Origin of the sequence: Streptomyces sp. A2-16 (assembly GCF_018128905.1) — a bacterium.
In the GTDB taxonomy this organism is placed as follows: Bacteria; Actinomycetota; Actinomycetes; order Streptomycetales; family Streptomycetaceae; genus Streptomyces.
Genome location: NZ_CP063808.1, coordinates 5684321 through 5702714, shown reverse-complemented (window position 1 = coordinate 5702714; position 18394 = coordinate 5684321). Strand labels below are relative to the sequence as shown.

The 18394-nt window shown below is 72.3% G+C and carries 13 protein-coding genes; 11 read left to right on the top strand and 2 right to left on the bottom strand.

Annotated features, from left to right (window positions below; translation table 11 throughout):
- Positions 1–186 precede the first annotated feature (186 nt).
- A complete protein-coding gene (locus tag IOD14_RS25540) occupies positions 187–564 on the bottom strand; it encodes a DUF6479 family protein (protein ID WP_123987150.1) in 378 nt (125 codons plus the stop codon).
- Positions 565–671: 107 nt separating this feature from the next.
- Between IOD14_RS25540 and IOD14_RS25535 the strand changes: the two genes are divergently transcribed.
- The 9 genes from IOD14_RS25535 (at position 672) to IOD14_RS25495 (ending at position 13325) form a co-directional block, all read left to right on the top strand.
- Positions 672–1046 (top strand): ferredoxin, encoded by a 375-nt coding sequence (locus IOD14_RS25535; protein ID WP_123987149.1) that lies wholly within the window; start codon positions 672–674, stop codon positions 1044–1046.
- 125 nt (positions 1047–1171) lie between these two features.
- Positions 1172–2350: an acyl-CoA dehydrogenase family protein gene (locus IOD14_RS25530; RefSeq protein WP_123987148.1), complete on the top strand. Its 1179-nt coding sequence runs from the start codon at positions 1172–1174 to the stop codon at positions 2348–2350.
- Between the two features lie 212 nt (positions 2351–2562).
- Positions 2563–3855, top strand: coding sequence for a bifunctional glycosyltransferase family 2/GtrA family protein (locus tag IOD14_RS25525; protein ID WP_212671627.1), 1293 nt, complete (start codon positions 2563–2565; stop codon positions 3853–3855).
- A gap of 14 nt (positions 3856–3869) precedes the next feature.
- Entirely contained in the window at positions 3870–6074 is a 2205-nt protein-coding gene (locus IOD14_RS25520; protein ID WP_212671626.1) for a glycosyltransferase family 39 protein, read from the top strand.
- A 39-nt stretch (positions 6075–6113) separates the two neighbouring features.
- Complete coding sequence (locus IOD14_RS25515) at positions 6114–6857, top strand: response regulator transcription factor (RefSeq protein WP_123987145.1); 744 nt, start codon at positions 6114–6116, stop codon at positions 6855–6857.
- Positions 6854–8392 (top strand): HAMP domain-containing sensor histidine kinase, encoded by a 1539-nt coding sequence (locus IOD14_RS25510; RefSeq protein WP_212671625.1) that lies wholly within the window; start codon positions 6854–6856, stop codon positions 8390–8392. Before IOD14_RS25515 ends, IOD14_RS25510 begins: the two co-directional genes overlap by 4 nt.
- Positions 8393–8488: 96 nt before the next feature.
- Complete coding sequence (locus tag IOD14_RS25505) at positions 8489–9355, top strand: oxygenase MpaB family protein (RefSeq protein ID WP_212671624.1); 867 nt, start codon at positions 8489–8491, stop codon at positions 9353–9355.
- A 60-nt stretch (positions 9356–9415) separates the two neighbouring features.
- On the top strand, positions 9416–11665 hold the full coding sequence (locus tag IOD14_RS25500) for a serine/threonine-protein kinase (RefSeq protein ID WP_123987142.1): 2250 nt from the start codon (positions 9416–9418) through the stop codon (positions 11663–11665).
- A gap of 88 nt (positions 11666–11753) precedes the next feature.
- On the top strand, positions 11754–13325 hold the full coding sequence (locus tag IOD14_RS25495; protein WP_123987141.1) for an NAD(P)/FAD-dependent oxidoreductase: 1572 nt from the start codon (positions 11754–11756) through the stop codon (positions 13323–13325).
- Between the two features lie 442 nt (positions 13326–13767).
- Here IOD14_RS25495 and IOD14_RS25490 read toward each other — a convergent pair whose 3' ends face one another.
- Positions 13768–15531 (bottom strand): serine hydrolase domain-containing protein, encoded by a 1764-nt coding sequence (locus IOD14_RS25490; protein WP_212671623.1) that lies wholly within the window; start codon positions 15529–15531, stop codon positions 13768–13770.
- Between the two features lie 200 nt (positions 15532–15731).
- Here IOD14_RS25490 and IOD14_RS25485 point away from each other — a divergent pair, with 200 nt between their 5' ends.
- Together IOD14_RS25485 and IOD14_RS25480 are read left to right on the top strand one after the other, a co-directional pair.
- Entirely contained in the window at positions 15732–16841 is a 1110-nt protein-coding gene (locus IOD14_RS25485) for a nitronate monooxygenase (RefSeq protein WP_212671622.1), read from the top strand.
- Complete coding sequence (locus IOD14_RS25480) at positions 16838–18391, top strand: acyl-CoA synthetase (RefSeq protein WP_212671621.1); 1554 nt, start codon at positions 16838–16840, stop codon at positions 18389–18391. Before IOD14_RS25485 ends, IOD14_RS25480 begins: the two co-directional genes overlap by 4 nt.
- Positions 18392–18394: the final 3 nt, after the last annotated feature.

The window sequence follows — 18394 nt, the reverse complement described above, 5'->3', positions numbered from 1 at the left end:
CCGGCCGCGCGGCAACCGGCCGCAGACCTTCGTCCACGCACGGCTGGAGGCGGCCGCCCGGCCTCGGTGAGAGACCGGGCGCCCGCCTCCAGCAGTTCCAAGCGATCGCAGGCTCCCCACGATGGGCTGGTGGTGAGGCGCTCCAGACGGTGGCCCGGGGGTACGGCCCGCGGAGAGCCGTGGGTGTCAGCTGCCTCCCGGCCCCCCGCTGCCGAACGAGCCGCTGCCGCCCCCGTCCCAGCGGGGCCGCTCTCCCGCCGGGCCCGTCCGGGTCGGGCTGCTGCCCTCGTTGTGCAGTTCGTGCGGTGTCAGGCGGGTGTCGCTCCTGGGCATCTCGTTGGGCTCCCGGGTCTCCCTGACCTCACGGACCGGCCCGCCCTCGGGCATCTTCGGCTGTTCTTCGGGCGTGGGCGGACGCGACTCGCGCCGCCTGACGCGGGAGCCCAGCCAGAAGGCGCCGATCAGCACCGCCACGACCACCACACCCGCGACGATCACTCCGGCCGCGAGGCCGCCCCGGCCCGCCGCCATGTCCATCCATTCGGTGTTCAGGGCTTGGTTCATGCCACGCGAGTACCCCTGGTCCCCCGAGCGAACCGACCCGCCCCGCAGCGACCGAAACCCCCGCGAACCCCGGGTTTGGGGGCCCGGACCCCGGCTACCCGCCCCTTGTGACGACTACGACTTCTCAGCAGGAGCTCTTCCGGTTCCTGGAGGACCGGTTCGCGTGTGCCCAGGCCTGCACCGAGTGCGCACGGGCCAGTGCGCTGCGTGCGAGCCTGGTCGATCCGGACGGGACGGAGGAGCAGGAGCTGCTGCGCCGCAAGGGCATCATGTGCGCCGAGGTGTGCGACGCGACCTGCCGGGTGCTGTCCGAGGAGAACCATCTCGACGAGGCCGGCATCCGCGTCCAGCTGGAATGGTGCCGCTCGGTCTGCCTGGAGTGCGCTCAGGTCATGGACCGGCACGCCGGCGCCGAGGCCGCCGCCAAGGCGTGCCGCGAGTGCGCCCAGGCGTGCACGGACTTCATGGCCACCCTCGTCTGAGGCCTCCTCCCGCGTCCGGAAGACCTCTGCCGCGCCCGACGGAACCTTTCCCGGCCGTTCCCAATTTCTGCAACACGTTCTACGGTGTGCGCCGTCAGGACCGGTCCCGGGAGCCTGGAGGCGCCGTGCATCTCGACCACACCCCCGAGCAGCAGCGGCTGCGCACCGAACTGCGCACCTACTTCGCCGACCTGGTCCCGGACAACGCGCACGCCCGCTTCACCGACCGGGACGCCCAGAAGCGCTTCTACCGCGACACCATCCGCCGCCTCGGCACGGACGGCTGGCTCGGCGTGGGCTGGCCCGAGGAGTACGGCGGCCGCGGTCTGACGGCTATGGAGCAGTTCATCTTCTTCGACGAGGCCGCCCAGGCCGGCGTACCGCTGCCGCTCATGGCCCTCAACACCGTCGGGCCGACGATCATGCAGTACGGCACCGAGGAGCAGAAGTCCTGGTTCCTGCCGCGCATCCTCTCCGGCGAGATCGACTTCGCGATCGGCTACAGCGAGCCCGACGCGGGCACCGACCTCGCCTCCCTGAAGACCCGCGCGGTACGGGACGGTGACGAGTACGTCGTCAACGGCCACAAGATCTGGACCACCAACGGCGACACCGCCGACTGGGTCTGGCTCGCGGTGCGCACCGACCCGGACGCCCCGCCGCACAAGGGCATCACCATGCTCCTGATGCCGACCACCGACCCCGGCTACTCCTGCACCGTCATCAACACCCTCGCCTCGCACGACACAACGGCCAGCTACTACGAGAACGTCCGCGTCCCCGTCTCGCACCGGGTCGGCGCGGAGAACCAGGGCTGGCGGCTGATCACCAATCAGCTCAACCACGAACGCGTCACCCTGGCCGCCCACGGCACCATGGCGATCCGCGCCCTGCAGAACGTCCAGCGCTGGGCCATGGAGACCAAGCTCGCCGACGGCCGCCGCGTGATCGACCTGCCGTGGGTGCGCCGCCGCCTCGCCCAGACCCACACCAGGCTCGACGCGCTGAAACTCCTCAACTGGCGGATGGTGAACGCCGTCCAGGACGGCACCCTCACCCCGCAGGACGCCTCCGCCGTCAAGGTCTACGGCTCCGAGGCCCGCCGCGACGCCTACGCGTGGCTCATGGAGATCGTCGCGGCGGCCGGCGCGCTGAAGGAGGGCTCGGCGGGAGACGTCCTCCACGGCGAACTGGAACGCGGCTACCGCTCGGCGGTGATCTTCACCTTCGGCGGCGGCAACAACGAGATCCAGCGGGAGATCATCTCGTGGATCGGCCTGGGCATGCCGCGGGTACGGCGTTAGGCCGCGGGGGGCGAGGGCGCCAAGGCGTGGCGTGTGGAGTGGGGATCCGGGATTCCCTGGCCAGGTGATCCGTTTCGGCCATTGATCTGACTCCCCGTCAGTTCTCGGTGTCCTCCCCCCACCCCCACAGGCGGGGCGGCAACAGTGAGGCCGCGGCCCTGGACCAGGGCCTGTGAGCCGCAGTCTGCCGTCCCCTCATGCCTGAGGAATCCATGACTCCCACCCCCCACCTCACCGAACCCACCGCCCGCCTGGACCCGCCGGCCCCGTTTCAGCCGGTCGACCGTTCGCTTCTCCCGGACGCCGGTACCGCGACCGTGGACATCGTCGTGCCGGTCCACAACGAGGAACGCGCCCTGCCCGGGTGCCTGCGCACCCTCCACGCGCGTCTGTCCGAAGGTTTCCCGTTCCCCTGGCGGATCACGGTCGCCGACAACGCCAGCACCGACCAGACCTTCGCCACCGCCCGCCGCCTCGCCGACGAACTGCCCGGGGTGGGCGTCGTCCACCTGGACCGCAAGGGTCGTGGGCTGGCCCTGCGCACCGTCTGGGGCGCCAGCGACGCGGACATCGTGGCCTACATGGACGTGGATCTGTCCACCGGCCTCGACGGGCTGCTCCCGCTGGTCGCGCCCCTGGCCAGCGGGCACTCGGACCTCGCGATCGGCTCCCGGCTGGCTCCCGGCGCGCGTACGGTGCGCGGGCCGCGCCGCGAGTTCATCTCCCGTTGCTACAACGGCATCATCCGGCTCACCCATGGCGTCCGCTTCACCGACGCCCAGTGCGGGTTCAAGGCGGCCCGCACCGAGGTGCTCCGGCCGCTGCTGCAGGTGACCCGCGACGACGCGTGGTTCTTCGACACCGAACTGCTCCTGCTCGCCGAGCACAACGGCCTGCGCGTCCACGAGGTGCCGGTCGACTGGGTCGAGGACGTCGACACCCGGGTGGACGTGGTCGGCACCGCCAAGGACGATCTGCGGGGCCTGTGGCGCATGGCGCGTCTCAAGGCCTCCGGCGACGCCCGGGTCGAGGTGCCGCCGCGCCCCGGACCGGCCGCCGAGCACCCCGACGCCGTCCTCGCCCCCGTCACGCGGCGCGGTGTGCTGTCGTGGGAGGTCGGCTGCTTCGTCGCGATCGGCGTCGTCTCCACGCTCGGGCAGGCGCTGCTGTACTGGCTGCTGCGCGGTTGGTGGAGCCCGGCCGTCGCCAACCTCGTCTCGCTGCTCGTCCTGACCGTCCTCAACACCGAGGCGAACCGGCGCCTCACCTTCCGGCACTCGACCACCGCGCCCGCCCGTGCCCACCTCGGAGCCGGGGGCCTGTTCGTCCTCGGCTACCTGGTCACCTCCGGAGCGGTGCTGTGGTTCAAGTGGCTCGATCCCAGTGCCTCACCGGCCGCGGAGACCGCGGTCCTTGCCACCGCGTCCGTCGCGGTCACCTGCGTGCGCTTCGCCGTGCTGCGGCTGGCCGTCTTCGCCGGCCCCCGTGGCCGTACCCGTCGATGAGAGCGAATCCCGACATGAGCAACTCCGCGCACCTCAAGCCCGTGTCGGCGACCCCGGCACCCGACGGGACGAGTGCGTCCGTCCGCTCGCTGCCCGCCTGGGCCGCCCCCGCGGCACTCGGCGCCGTCATGGCCCTCGCGGCCGTCCTGTACGGATGGGCACTGGGCTCCCTGGGCTGGGGCAACAGCTACTACTCGGCGGCTGTGAAATCGATGGGGACGAACTGGACCTACTTCCTGTTCGGTTCCTTCGATCCGGCGGGCGTGGTCACGGTCGACAAGCCGCCGGCCGCCCTGTGGCCGCAGGTGATCAGCAGCAAGATCTTCGGGATGCACGGCTGGGCGCTGCTCCTGCCGCAGGTGATCGAGGGCGTGGCCGCGGTCCTCGTCCTGCACCGCACCGTGCGCCGTTGGGCGGGGGAGGGGGCGGGCCTGGTCGCGGCCCTGGTGCTGACGCTCACCCCCATCACGGTGGCCATCAACCGGGACAACAACCCCGACACACTGTTGGTGCTGCTGCTGGTGTCGGCGGCGTACGCGCTCACCCGCGCCCTGCAGGCCGAGGGCAGGGCCGCGACCTGGTGGCTGTGCGCGAGCGGCTTCCTGATCGGGTGCGGATTCCTCACCAAAATGCTCGCCGCCTGGATGGTCGTCCCCGCGTTCGCCCTCGCCTGGCTCGTGGGAGGAAGCGGCCCCTGGATACCGCGAGTGCGGCGTCTGCTGGGCGCGGGAGCCATCCTGGCGGCGTCCTCCCTGTGGTGGGTCGCCCTGGTCGCCCTGTGGCCCGGCGACCGCCCTTACATCGGTGGCAGCAAGGACGGCTCGGCCTGGGACCTCGTGATCGGCTACAACGGGCTGGGGCGCGTCTTCGGCTCCAGCGACGGAGCTCCCCAGGGCATGGGCGGCGGATTCGCCGGCGGGTTCGGTGGCGAGTACGGTCCGACCCGGATGTTCGACACCCAGGTGGGGGGTCAGATCAGCTGGCTGCTGCCCCTGTGCGCCGTGGCGATGGCCGTAGCCGTCGCCGTGGCGGTCCTGCACCGGCGCGGGAAGCTGCCCGCCTCCGCCCTGCTGCCGGCCTCCGGCTGGCTGCTGTGGGGAACCTGGCTGGTGGTCTGCGCCACCGTGTACTCGACGCAGAAGGGCATCTTCCATCCCTACTACACCACCCAACTGGCGCCCGCGATCGGTGCTTTGTGCGGCGGGCTGACGGCAGGGCTGCTGCGCGTGCACCGTGCGGGCCTGCGCTGGGCACCCTTGGTCGGCGCGGCCGGGGTGGCGGTGAGCGTGATCTGGGCGGTGGTGCTGATCCGCCGTGCACCCGACTGGAACGGCTGGCTGGTGTGGCCGGTGCTGCTCGTGGGCTGCGCCGCCGTCGCCCTGCTGGTCCTCTCCCGGCGGCAGCGCCGGTTGCTGACGGTCGCCGTGGGCGCGGCCGTGGCGTCGGTCCTGGTGGCCCCGGGAGCCTGGGCGCTGAGCGTGCCCGGTTCCACCGGCATGGGCGGCTCCAACCCCACGGCCGGTCCGCAGACGCTCGGCCTCGGCGGCGGAGGCGGCGGCATGCCCCGGCCGACCGGGAACGGCGGAGGCCTTCCGTCGGGCATGCCGTCGGGGATGCCGACGAACATGCCTGGCCTCCCCGGCGGTTCCTCGGGCCGGTCCGGTGAGCCCTCGTCCGGCGAAATGCCCTCCGGAATGCCGTCGGGCATGCCGTCGGGCATGCCCACGGGCGGAGCGAACGGCATGCCCGGGGCCGGCTCCGGGGGTGCCCCTGGCGGGCGCGGCGGTTTCGGCAGCGGGGAACTCACCGCCGACCAGCGCAAGATCCTCAAGTACGTCGTCCAGCAGGCACCGGACGCCCGTATCAAGCTCGCCGTCGAGGGCGGCGCCCTGTCCGCCAGCGCCTTCATCCTGGGGACCGACGAGACCGTCATCGGCATGGGCGGCTTCACGAACAGCGACAACGCGCCGTCGGTCGCCCAGCTGAAGGAGTGGACCAAGAACGGCGAACTACGCTACGTCCTGGGCTCCGACACCGACGGCGGTGGCCGGCCGATGATGTCCGGCGGATACGCCCAGCAGCGCTCCGACTGGATCGCCGACAACTGCACGAAGGTTGCGGCCTCGGCGTACGGCGGCACGTCGTCCCAGGCGGACGGCGGCGGTGCGAGCGGACCCATGGGAGGCGGCACCGTGCTCTACGACTGCGCCGCCAAGTAGGCGACCGCCGCCGGACGGCAGAACGGACCGACAGACGTCATGACCGGGCAGCCCACAGCAGTGGGGTCGCGACATCGGCTCCTCGTGGTCGAGGACGAGCCGAGCATCCGCACCCTGCTGGAGGCGACGCTCCGGCTGACCGGATACGAGGTGAGCAGCACCGACACCGGGCAGTCGGCCCTTCTGGAGGTCGAACGCCTGGATCCGCACCTGGTGCTGCTCGACGTGATGCTGCCCGACCTGGACGGCTTCGAGGTGACCCGCAGGCTGCGGGCGGCGGGCAACGACTGTCCGATCCTGTTCCTGACCGCCCGCACCGGCACCGACGACCGCATCAGCGGCCTGAGTGCCGGCGGGGACGACTACGTCTCCAAACCCTTCAGCATCGAGGAGGTGCTCCTGCGCATCGAGGCCATCCTGCGCCGGACGGCACCGGCCGTCGCGGCGCAGATCTCCCTGAGCGTCCTGTGCTACGCCGACCTGGAACTCGACGAGGGCGCCCACGAGGTGCACCGCGCGGGGCAGTACATCGCTCTGTCACCGACGGAGTTCAAGCTCCTGGCCTACCTTCTGGCGAACGCGGGCCAGGTGGTGACCAAGGCCCAGATCCTCGACCACGTCTGGAGCTACGACTTCGCCGGTGACGCGCGGATCATCGAGACGTACGTCCGCTACCTGCGCAGGAAGATCGACTGCTTCGATCCACCGCTCATCCAGACCGTGCGCGGGGTGGGCTACAGCCTGCGCTTTCCCCGCGACCACGCAGGGACGCCGGAGCAGTGACCCACCTTCTGCCCCGGCCGCCCGGATCACTGAGAAGGCGCCTCGTCCTGGGCGTCACCGTGCTCGCCACCGCGGCGGTGCTGGCCTCCCAGGCCATCGGCTACGTGGTGCTTCGGTCCTGGCTGCTCGACCGGGTCGACGAGCAGCTCGTAGCGTTCCACCCGCCGGCACCGGTCTTCCACGACGCCCTCGACGGCACACTCCCGGTGCCGGAGGGCCGCCCGGACATGCTGCCCTCGGATTTCCACGTCTACTTCTACGACGCCTCCGGGCGACTTCTGAAGGACGCCCTCGGCTCCGAGGCGAAGCCCGGACCTCAGCTGGCCGATGACGCGCAGGACCTCGGTCTGAGGGACGGGCATCCGGAAACGGTGCGTGCCACGAGCGGTGACGGACGCTGGAGAGTGATGCTCGACCCCGGCCCGGACGGGATGAGCGCGGTGGTCGCCCTGCCGCTGGACACCGTCGACGGCGCCACGTCGAAGATCCTCTGGCTGAACGCGGTCCTTCTCGCCGTCACGGTCCTCGCGCTGCTCGCCCTGGGCCGCTGGGTCGTCCGGCTGGGCCTGATGCCGCTGACCCGGATGGAAAGCACCGCTCAGGACATCACCGGGGGCCGGCTCGGCCTGCGGTTGCCCGACACCGATCCGCGCACCGAGATCGGCCGGCTGGGCCGGGTCCTGAACTCCATGCTCGACCGCCTCCAGAAGGCGCTGCTGGCCCGCGAGGCCTCCGAGGCACGGCTGCGTCGGTTCGTCGCCGACGCCGGGCACGAACTGCGCACCCCGCTCACCGCCATCCAGGGCTACGCCCAACTCGCCCTGCGCCCGGAGCAGCGCTCGGCGCGGGAACTGCAGGAGGCCAACCGGGTCATCGCGCAGAACGCCGAACGCATGAGCCTGCTCGTCGACGACCTTCAGCTGCTCGCCACCCTGGACAAGGAACCCTCCTACCGCAGGGAACGGGTCGACCTGCTGTCCCTGGCGGCGGACGCCGTCAGCGCGACCGCCGTCCACAGCGCGTCCCACCCCGTTGACCTCGGCCCGCTGCACACCCCGGCCGATCCCACCGGGGCCGAGGAGCTCGACGTCGCGGAGACCGTCGGCGACCCGCACCGATTGCGGCAGATCCTGGAGAACCTGCTCTCCAACGCCCGGACCCACACCCCGCAGGGCACCCGCGTCCACGTCCGTGTCGGCACCGGCGAGGCGGGTCCCGGCACCGGAGGCACGGACCGACCCGGACGCTTCGCCGCTTCACCGCCCCTGGCGGAGCGCCTGCCGATCAGCGTGATCGAGGTGGCGGACGAAGGACCGGGCCTCCCACCCGTCGACGCCGAGCTCGTCTTCGAGCGCTTCTACCGCGCCGATCCGGCGCGTTCCCGCCGCCACGGTGGCAGCGGCCTCGGCCTCGCCATCGCCGCGACCATCGCCGAGGGCCATGGCGGCCGCCTCGAACTCGACACGGCCCCCGGCCGCGGCTGCACCTTCCGCCTGGTCCTGCCCGCAGCCGACCCGGGGCAGGGAGCCCGCTGATCCCGCGCGAGCCCCCGACCGCCGCGGGCACTTGGCATCGCTGCAGCTCATGAGTGGTGTCTTGTGCCACCTGGCGTTCCTGGTCACACTGCGCGTATGGCGGACACGGCGCGCCCCGTGACGGGCGATCCGGGGCTTTTCACTCCGGACTCGGTGACCTGGCAGGTGCACGGCGACCCGATGATGTGGGTCGCCGGCATCCGAGCGCTCTACCTCCAGGCCCTGCACCCGCGAGCCGTGCGCGGTGTCATGCAGAACTCCGACTTCCGGCGCGACGCCTGGGGCCGGCTGATGCGCATCGCCAACTTCGTCGCCACCACGACCTACGGCACCACCGAGGCTGCCGAGAAGGCCGGCGCCCGGGTCCGGAAGATCCACAGCAAGCTCGGGGCGACCGACCCGGACACCGGCGAACGCTACGGCGTCGACGAACCCGACCTGCTGCTCTGGGTGCACTGCGCCGAGATCGACTCCTACCTCCACGTCGCCCGCCGCTCCGGCTTCCGCCTCACCGACGAGCAGGCCGACCGCTACATCGCCGAACACCGTGTCAGCGCCCGCCTGGTGGGCCTCGAGCCCGAGGCCGTACCCGCGAACCAGGCGGAGATGGCCGCCTACTTCGAGAAGGTGCTCCCCGAGCTCGCCGCTACGCCCGAGGCCCGCGCCGTGGACGACTTCCTGCTCCGCCCGCCGACGCACCCCCTCCTGGTCCCGGCGCGTGAGGTGCTGTGGCGGCGCGTGGCGCAGCTGGCGTACGCCGCCCTGCCGCCGTACGCCCACGAGCTGTACGGCAGGAAAGCCCCCGAACCCACCACCGTCACCCGTCAGTTGCGCGCCACCGGCACCCTGCTGCGCTGTGTTCCCGCACGTCTGCGCTGGCAACTCCCGCCCAAACACATCCTCCGCGCCATGGCACGGCTCGGCCCGGGGACCCGGCCCGCCCCGTACAAACTCGGACGATAGGTCGCCATACTGGGCAGGCCAGGGGAGGCGGGGCGAGTTCGACGGGGGCGGTCGCAGGAGATGGGGGACAGCAGGCTCATCCAGGGGCGGTACCGGCTGCTCGACCTGATCGGGCGCGGGGGCATGGGCGAGGTGTGGCGGGCACGCGACGAGTCGCTGGGCCGCCATGTCGCCGTGAAGTGCCTCAAGCCGCTGGGCGGACAGCACGACCAGTCCTTCACCCGGGTCCTCAGAGAGCGGTTCCGGCGGGAGGCCCGGGTGGCCGCCGCGCTGAGCCATCGCGGGGTGACCGTCGTCCACGACTTCGGCGAGTCGGACGGCGTCCTCTACCTGGTGATGGAGCTCCTGGAGGGCCGCAACCTCAGCCAGCTCCTGGAGGACAACAAACAGCACCCGCTCCCGGTCGCCGACGTCGTCGAGATCGCCGACCAGGTCGCCGCCGCCCTCGCCTACACCCACCAGCAGGGCATCGTGCACCGGGACCTGAAACCGGCGAACATCGTCCGTCTCACCGACGGCACCGTGAAGATCTGCGACTTCGGCATCGCCCGCCTCGGCCACGACGTCGACTTCACCTCCCGGCTGACCGGCACCGGCATCGCGATGGGCACCCCGCACTACATGTCGCCGGAGCAGATAGGGGGTTCCGAGGTCGACCAGCGCAGCGACCTGTACTCCCTGGGCTGTGTGCTGTACGAGATCGCCACCGGGGCACCGCCGTTCGACCTGGAGGACGCGTGGGCGATCCTCGTCGGCCACCGCGACACCCCGCCCCGGCCGCCGCGCAACCACCGCGCCGAGCTCCCCGAGTACCTCGACCGGGTCATCCTCGACCTGCTGGCCAAACGGCCCGAAGAACGCCCGCGCGACGCACGTGAGCTGGGCCGCCGGATCACCTTGGGCCGCACCACACCGGCGTACGTGCCCACCGTGGTGACCCCGCGCCCCGACTTCCCGCCGCCGGAGCCGCCCGGGTCCGCCCGTCCGCGTGAGACCCGGCTGCCCTCCTGGACCCGGGGCATGACGACCGGCCACAAGGCCACCGGCGCGGGCCTGGTCACGACACCCCCCGACGCCGGGGCCGGGCTCACCGGCGAGTGGATCGCCCGCCCCGCCACCGGCAGAGTCGAGGAACCCGTCCCGGAGCAGCCGTCCCTGCCCTCCGCGCAGGCCCTCTCGGCACTCGCCGGACGGCACAACGCGGGGCTCAGCCTCGGACGCCTCGGCCGCTGGCCCGAGGCCGGCGAGGTGCACCGGGCGGTCGCCGCCGAACGCGAGCACCTGCTCGGCCCCGACCACCCCGACACCCTCGCCAGCCTCTACGAGGTCGCCTTCACCCTCAGCCGCACGGGCCGTGCCGCCGACGCCCTGCGCGAGTACAAGCACGTGGCCGCGAGCAGGACCCGCGCGCTGGGCCCGGACCACCCCGACACCCTCGCCGCCCGCCAGGAAATGGCGTACGTGCTCGGCCAGTTGGGCCGTCACTTCGACGCCCACCAGGTGTACAACTCGGTGCTCGCCGCCCGGGAGCGCGAGATGGGCCCGGACCACCCCGACACCCTGCGCTGCCGCCACAACCTCGCCTTCAACCTCAGCAGGCTCGGCCGGCTGGAGGACTCGTACCGCATGGCCTGCGAGGTGGCCGCCGCGCGCGCCCGGGTGCTGGGCCCCCATCACCCCGACACCCTGGTCACCCGCTACGAGGTCGCCTACGCGCTCGGCCAGCTGGGCCACTGGGCGGAGGCCCTGCAGACCTACCACGAGGTCGCCGAGGCCCGCGCCCGCGCCCTCGGCCCCGACCATCCCGACACCCTCGCCGCCCGCTACGAGGTGGGCATCAGCCTCGGCCGCCTCGGCCGCAGCGCGGACGCCCTCCAGCTGTACCGCGACCTGATCGAGGACCGCACCCGCGTCCACGGCCCGGCCCACCCCGAGACCCTGCGCGCCCGCCACGGTCTGGGGGTCAACCTCGGACGCCTCGGCCGCTGGGAGGAGGCCCTCGCCGAGTCCCGTGACGTGTGCGCGATCCGCGAACGGGTCCTCGGCCCCGACCACCCGGACACCCTGGTCAGCCGCCGTGAGGTCGCCGTGGGCCTCGGCTGGCTCGGCCGCTGGACGGACGCCCTCACCGAGTACCGCACCGTGGCCGGCGCCCGGGAGAGAGTCCTCGGCGCCGACCACCCCGACACCCTCGCCAGCCGCAACGACGAGGCCCACTGCCTGGAACAGCTCGGCCGGGGCGCGGAGGCGGTCGAGCTCTACCGCCAGGTCGCGGTGCTGCGGCAGCGGCGGGCGTCGGGAGCGCAGTGATCCAGGACCCCACCGGCCCGGACCGGAGCGGTGGGCCGGGTGCCTCCCCCCTCTGGCCGACCTAGATCACCACGTGTTACGAAGAACCATGCCTGCACACGAGGGACACCACCGCCGCTACGACGCCGTCATCGTCGGCGGAGGCCACAACGGACTGGTCGCCGCCGCCTATCTGGCCCGGGCCGGACGCTCCGTACTGGTCCTGGAGCGGCTCGGCAACACCGGGGGAGCAGCGGTCTCCACCCGGCCGTTCGCGGGGGTGGACGCCCGGCTGTCGCGCTACTCGTACCTGGTCAGCCTGCTGCCGAAGAAGATCGTCCGTGATCTCGGCCTCGACTTCCGGGTCCGGACGCGCAATGTCTCGTCGTACACCCCCGTCGAACGCGACGGCAGGCCGACCGGACTGCTCGTCGGCGGCGGCGAGCGCCGCACCCGGGAGGCCTTCGCCCGGCTCACCGGCGGCGAGGACGAGTACCGGGCCTGGCAGCGGTTCTACGACATGACGGGCCGCGTCGCGCAGAGGATCTTCCCCACGCTCACCGAGCCCCTGCCGACCCGGGACGAGCTGCGCCTGCGGGTGGACGACGAGGAGGCGTGGCGGGTCCTGTTCGAGGAGCCCATCGGTGTGGCCGTGGAGGACCGTTTCACCGATGACCTGGTCCGGGGCGTGGTCCTGACCGACGCGCTGATCGGCACCTTCGCCGACGCCCATGACCCCTCCCTCAAGCAGAACCGTTGCTTCCTCTACCACGTGATCGGGGGCGGGACCGGGGCCTGGGACGTGCCCGTCGGCGGCATGGGCGCCCTCACCGACGCCCTGGCCACCGCGGCACGACAGGCCGGCGCGGTCCTCGCCACCGATCACGAGGTCGTGGGGATCTCCACGGACGGGAGCTCGGCGGAGATCACGTACCGCACCGCCGGGGAAGAGGGCACGGTCGCGGCCCGGCACGTCCTGGTCAACGCCTCCCCGGACGAGCTGGCCGTGCTCACCGGCGACCGGCCGCCCACACCCGCCGAGGGGGCCCAGCTCAAGGTCAACATGCTCCTCAAGCGCCTGCCGCGGCTGCGTGACGGCGAGGTGGACCCGCGCGAGGCGTTCGCGGGCACCTTCCACATCGCCGAGGGGTACCAGCAGTTGGCCGTCGCCCACGCCGAGGCCGCCGCCGGCCGGCTCCCCGCCGCCCCGCCCTCCGAGATCTACTGCCACTCCCTGACCGATCCGACGATCCTCGGCCAGGACCTCGTCGAGCAGGGCTACCAGACCCTCACCCTGTTCGGGCTGCACACCCCGGCCCGGCTGTTCGACCGGGACAACGACGCCGTGCGCGAGGAACTCCTCAAGTCGACCCTCGCCCAGCTCGACGCCCACCTCGCCGAGCCGCTGGCCGACTGCCTGGCCACGGACGCGGACGGCCGGCCCTGCATCGAGGCGAAGACCCCGCTCGACCTGGAGCGCGACCTGCGGCTGCCCGGCGGCAACATCTTCCACCGCGAACTGTCCTGGCCGTACGCCGAGGAGGGCACCGGCCGCTGGGGCGTGGAGACCCGGCACCCGAACGTGCTCCTGTGCGGCGCGGGCGCGGTACGCGGCGGCGGGGTGAGCGGAGTGCCGGGCCACAACGCGGCGATGGCGGTCCTGGAGGAACTCGGCGGCTGAGACGGCCGACCGGCGTGCGCCCGCCCGCAGGCCTGACGGAGGCGAGGGGCCGGGTGCCCGACGGGTCGCCGGCCCGGCGCCGCGCATCCTGCTCGGTCGCCGGCGGGACCGCTGCCGACGAGGTAGTGCCGGCCGCACGGGTCCTCGACGGGTCGGCCGCCGGGCCTGCGTGTGTGCGGCCGCCTCATGCCTGGTCGAGGAGTGCCGGCCCGGATGCCCCTGACCCGAGGCCCGCGTGGGGCCCTGCCACGCGCGTCCGCCGTCGGGCCCGATGCCGCGCCCCGTCCGCGTGCCCGTGCCCGGCTGCCGCCGTCGACCCGGAGCACCACTCCGGTGACGTACGAGGCCCTGTAGCCGGCCGCCCCCGGCTCGCCGTCCGAAGAGGCGCTACGGCTGCTGTCGGTGGTCGGCACCCAGCGGCTGGACGTCCCCGGCTGAACCGTCAGTCACCGGACGCCGTCCAGCCGGCCGCCTCGATCCGCGCCGCGTCCGCCGGACGTGACGCGTCGAAGAGGACGCGGTCGCCCGCCCCGACGCACAGCCCGTCGACGTAGGCTCCCCGGCCGACGTACAGCCGGTCGGTGGAGTACCGCCAGCGCAGGGCCAGGCTTCGAGCCGCCGGAAGGGCGGCCGTGAGCCGGTGCCAGACGCGTCCCGACCACCCGGTGACCGTACCGGCGAGGTGCTCCTGCGCGCCGTCGCGCTCCGTGCCGAACGGCACCGGCCGCCAACTCCGACCGCCGTCCGTCGTGGCCTCCAGGGTCAGGACGTCCGCGGGCTCGATGTCCCACCACAGCGCACACCGCAGCCGCGCGTCACCCGACGACGTGTCCAGCGCGGGCAGCGTGAGGGTGGCGTCCGTGGCGCTCGCCATCCCCGAGAACCACGCCCTGCGGCCACGGGCCGGGCGGACCGCCACCGCGCGGGCCATGTTGTTCCCGGCGGCCACCCGGGGAGCCGACCCGGAGCGCCAAGTGCGCACCGGGTGGACCGAGTTGCCCAGCACGATCAGGAAGGAGTCGGTCGTCGGGTCGAGGACCAGCGAGGTGCCGGTGAAGCCGGTGTGGCCCGCGGTGCGCGGAGTGGCCATCGCCCCCATGTACCAGTGCTGGTAGAGCTCGAAGCCGAGGCCGTGCTCGTCGCCGGGGAAGGCGGTGTTGAAGTCGGTGAACATCAGCTCCACCGACTCCGGGCGCAGGATGCGGGCCCTGCCGTACGCCCCGCCGTTGAGCAGGGTCCGCCCGAGGACGGCCAGGTCCCACGCGCTGGAGAACACGCCCGCGTGACCGGCGACCCCGCCCAGAGCGAAGGCGTTCTCGTCGTGCACCTCGCCCCACACCAGCCCCCGGTCCAGTCCTGACCAGGGCTTGCGGGCGTCCTCGGCGGCGGCGGTCCTCGGCTTCCAGGAGGCGGGCGGGTTGTAGCGGGTGCTGCGCAGACCGAGCGGTCCGGTGATCTCCTCGCGCAGCAGGACGTCCAGCGCGCGGCCCGTGACCCGCTCCAGGACCAGCTGGAGCGAGATGAGGTTGAGGTCCGAGTAGAGGTAGGTCGAGCCGGGCGGGTTGAGGGGCGCCTGGTTCCAGATGAGCCGGAGCTTCTCCTCGTACGTCGGGGCGTTGTACAGCGGGATCCAGGACCTGAACCCCGAGGTGTGGGTGAGGAGTTGGCGGACGGTGACGTCCTGTTTGCCCGCCGCCCCGAACTCGGGGAGGTACGTGGCGACCCTGCCCTCCAGCTCCAGTGCGCCCCGCTCGATCTGCTGCACGGCGAGCAGCGAGGTGAACAGCTTCGACACCGAGGCGAGGTCGAAGACGGTGTCCTCGGCCATCGGGATCTGCTGGTCGGCCGGGAACTCGACGCCGGTGTCGGTCTTCTCGTCGTACGACCGGTAGCGCACCGCCATGCCGATCGGCCGGTGCAGGGCCACCGTGGCGCCGCGCCCGGCGAGCAGGACGGCGCCCGCGTACCAGGGGTGCCCGGGGGAGGGGCCGAGGAAGGTCTCGGCGTCGGTGACGAGTCGGCGCAGGTGGGCCGGGAGGAGCCCGGCGCGTTCGGCGGTGCCGTGGCGGAGGGTCGGGTGGTGCCTGGTGGCCGCCGCTTCGGCGGGGCCTGCGGGGAAGGGGGCGACGGCGAGTGCGCCGCCCAGGGCGAGGGTTCTTCGGGCCAGCTGACGGCGGGTCACTCCGGTGGTCACCTCATCGGTCATCGTGGAACTCTAACCGGCTGCCGCCGACGGCACCGCGACCCGCGCTGAATCCGGTCGCCGACGGCACCGCGTCCCGCGCTGAATCCGGTCGCCGACGGCACCGCGGTCCCGACCTGAATCCGGCCGCGTTCCGGGCCTGAATCTGACGGAGCATCAGAAAACCTCTTCCGTCGTCCGGAGGTCTGCGGCATCCTGCGGCCATGCAGACGGAGCTGAGCAAGAAACTGGGAGTCGAGCACGCCGTCTTCGGCTTCACGCCGTTCCCCGCCGTCGCCGCGGCCATCAGCCGGGCCGGCGGCTTCGGAGTGCTCGGCGCGGTCCGCTACACGGCACCCGACGAACTCAAACGCGACCTCGACTGGATCGAGGCCCACGTCGACGGCAAGCCGTACGGCCTGGATGTCGTGATGCCCGCCAAGAAGGTCGAGGGCGTGACCGAGGCGGACGTCGAGGCGATGATCCCCGAAGGGCACCGGCAGTTCGTCAGGGACACCCTCGCCAAGTACGGGGTGCCCGAACTCGCCGAGGGCGAGGCGTCCGGGTGGCGCATCACGGGCTGGATGGAACAGGTCGCCCGCAACCAGCTGGACGTCGCCTTCGACTACCCGATCCGGCTGCTCGCCAATGCACTGGGCTCCCCGCCCGCCGACGTGGTGGCCCGGGCGCACGAGCAGAACGTCCTGGTCGCGGCTCTCGCGGGCAGCGCCCGGCACGCCATCAAGCACAAGGAGGGCGGCATCGACATCGTGGTCGCCCAGGGGTACGAGGCCGGCGGCCACACCGGGGACATCGCCTCCATGGTCCTCACGCCCGAGGTCGTCGACGCCGTGGACCCGCTGCCCGTCCTGGCCGCGGGCGGTATCGGCAGTGGCCAGCAGGTGGCGGCCGCGCTGGCACTCGGCGCTCAGGGTGTGTGGCTGGGCTCCATATGGCTGACCACCACAGAGGCCGAACTGCCCTCGCCCAGGCTGATCCAGAAGCTCCTCGCCGCCGGCTCCGGCGACACCGTCCGCTCCCGCGCACTGACCGGCAAGCCCGCACGCCAGCTCCGTACCGAATGGACCGACGCCTGGGACTCCGCCGACGGACCCGGCACCCTGCCCATGCCCCTGCAGGGCCTGCTGGTCGCCGACGCCGTCTCCCGCATCCAGAAGTACGAGGTCGAGCCCCTGCTCGGAACACCCGTCGGCCAGATCGTCGGCCGGATGACCAGCGAACGCAGTGTCCAGGCCGTCTTCGACGACCTCACCCGCGGCTTCGAGAAAGCCGTCGATCGCGTCAACCGCATCGCCGGAAGGAGCGGCCAGTGACGAGCACACCTCCCGCGGGCTTCTGGGTCCAGGCCGCACAGGACCCCTCCCGCACGGTCCTCATCGCCCCCGACGGCTCGCCCTGGACCGCGGGCCGCCTCCACGCCGCCGCCAACCAGCTCGTGCACGGCCTGCGGGCCGCCGGACTGGAACGCGGCGACGCCTTCGCGGTCGTGCTGCCCAACGGCGCCGAGTTCTTCACCGCGCACCTCGCCGCCAGCCAGGCCGGCTTCTACCTGGTCCCGATCAACCACCACTTCGTGGCCCCCGAGATCGCCTGGATCGTCGCCGACTCCGGCGCCAAGGTCCTGGTCGCCCATGAGCGGTTCGGGGACTGCGCGCGTCAGGCCGCCGATGAGGCCGGGCTCCCGGCGAGCCACCGGTACGCCGTCGGCGAGGTCGAGGGCTTCCGGCCGTACGCCCAACTCCTCGACGGACAACCGGAGTCGGCGCCCACGGACCGTGAGCTCGGCTGGGTCATGAACTACACCTCGGGCACCACGGGCCGCCCGCGCGGCATCCGCCGCCCACTGCCCGGCAAGCTGCCCGAGGAGGCCTACCTCGGCGGATTCCTCGGCATCTTCGGCATCCAGCCCTTCGGCGACAACGTCCACCTCGTCTGCTCGCCGCTCTACCACACCGCCGTCCTGCAGTTCGCGGCCGCGTCCCTGCACATCGGCCACCCGCTGGTCCTGATGGACAAGTGGACGCCCGAGGAGATGCTGCGGCTGATCGACGCACACCGGTGCACCCACACCCACATGGTCCCGACCCAGTTCCACCGGCTGCTGGCCCTGCCCGAGGACGTCCGGGCGCGCTACGACGTCTCGTCCATGCGGCACGCCATCCACGGCGCCGCCCCCTGCCCGGACCATGTCAAACGGGCGATGCTCGACTGGTGGGGGCCCTGTGTGGAGGAGTACTACGCGGCCAGCGAGGGCGGCGGAGCCTTCGCGACCGCCGAGGACTGGCTGAAGAAGCCCGGCACGGTCGGCAAGGCCTGGCCCATCAGCGAACTCGCGATCTTCGACGACGACGGCAACAGGCTGCCGCCCGGTGAACTCGGCACGGTGTACCTGAAGATGAACACCGGCGGCTTCGCCTACCACAAGGACGAGGCCAAGACGAGGAAGAACCGCATCGGCGACTTCTTCACCGTCGGCGACCTCGGTCTCCTCGACGAGGACGGCTATCTCTTCCTCCGCGACCGCAAGATCGACATGATCATCTCGGGCGGGGTCAACATCTACCCCGCCGAGATCGAGTCCGTCCTGCTGCAACACCCCGCCGTCGCCGATGCCGCCGCCTTCGGCATCCCGCACGACGACTGGGGCGAGGAGGTCAAGGCCGTGGTGGAACCGGCCCCGGGCCACGCACCGGGACCGGACCTGGCCGCCGACGTCCTCGCCCACTGCGCCGAACGACTGGCGGGCTACAAACGCCCCAAGAGCGTCGACTTCATCACCGAGATGCCCCGCGACCCCAACGGCAAGCTCTACAAGCGACGCCTCAGGGCCCCGTACTGGGAGGGGCGCTCACGACCCGTGTGACCT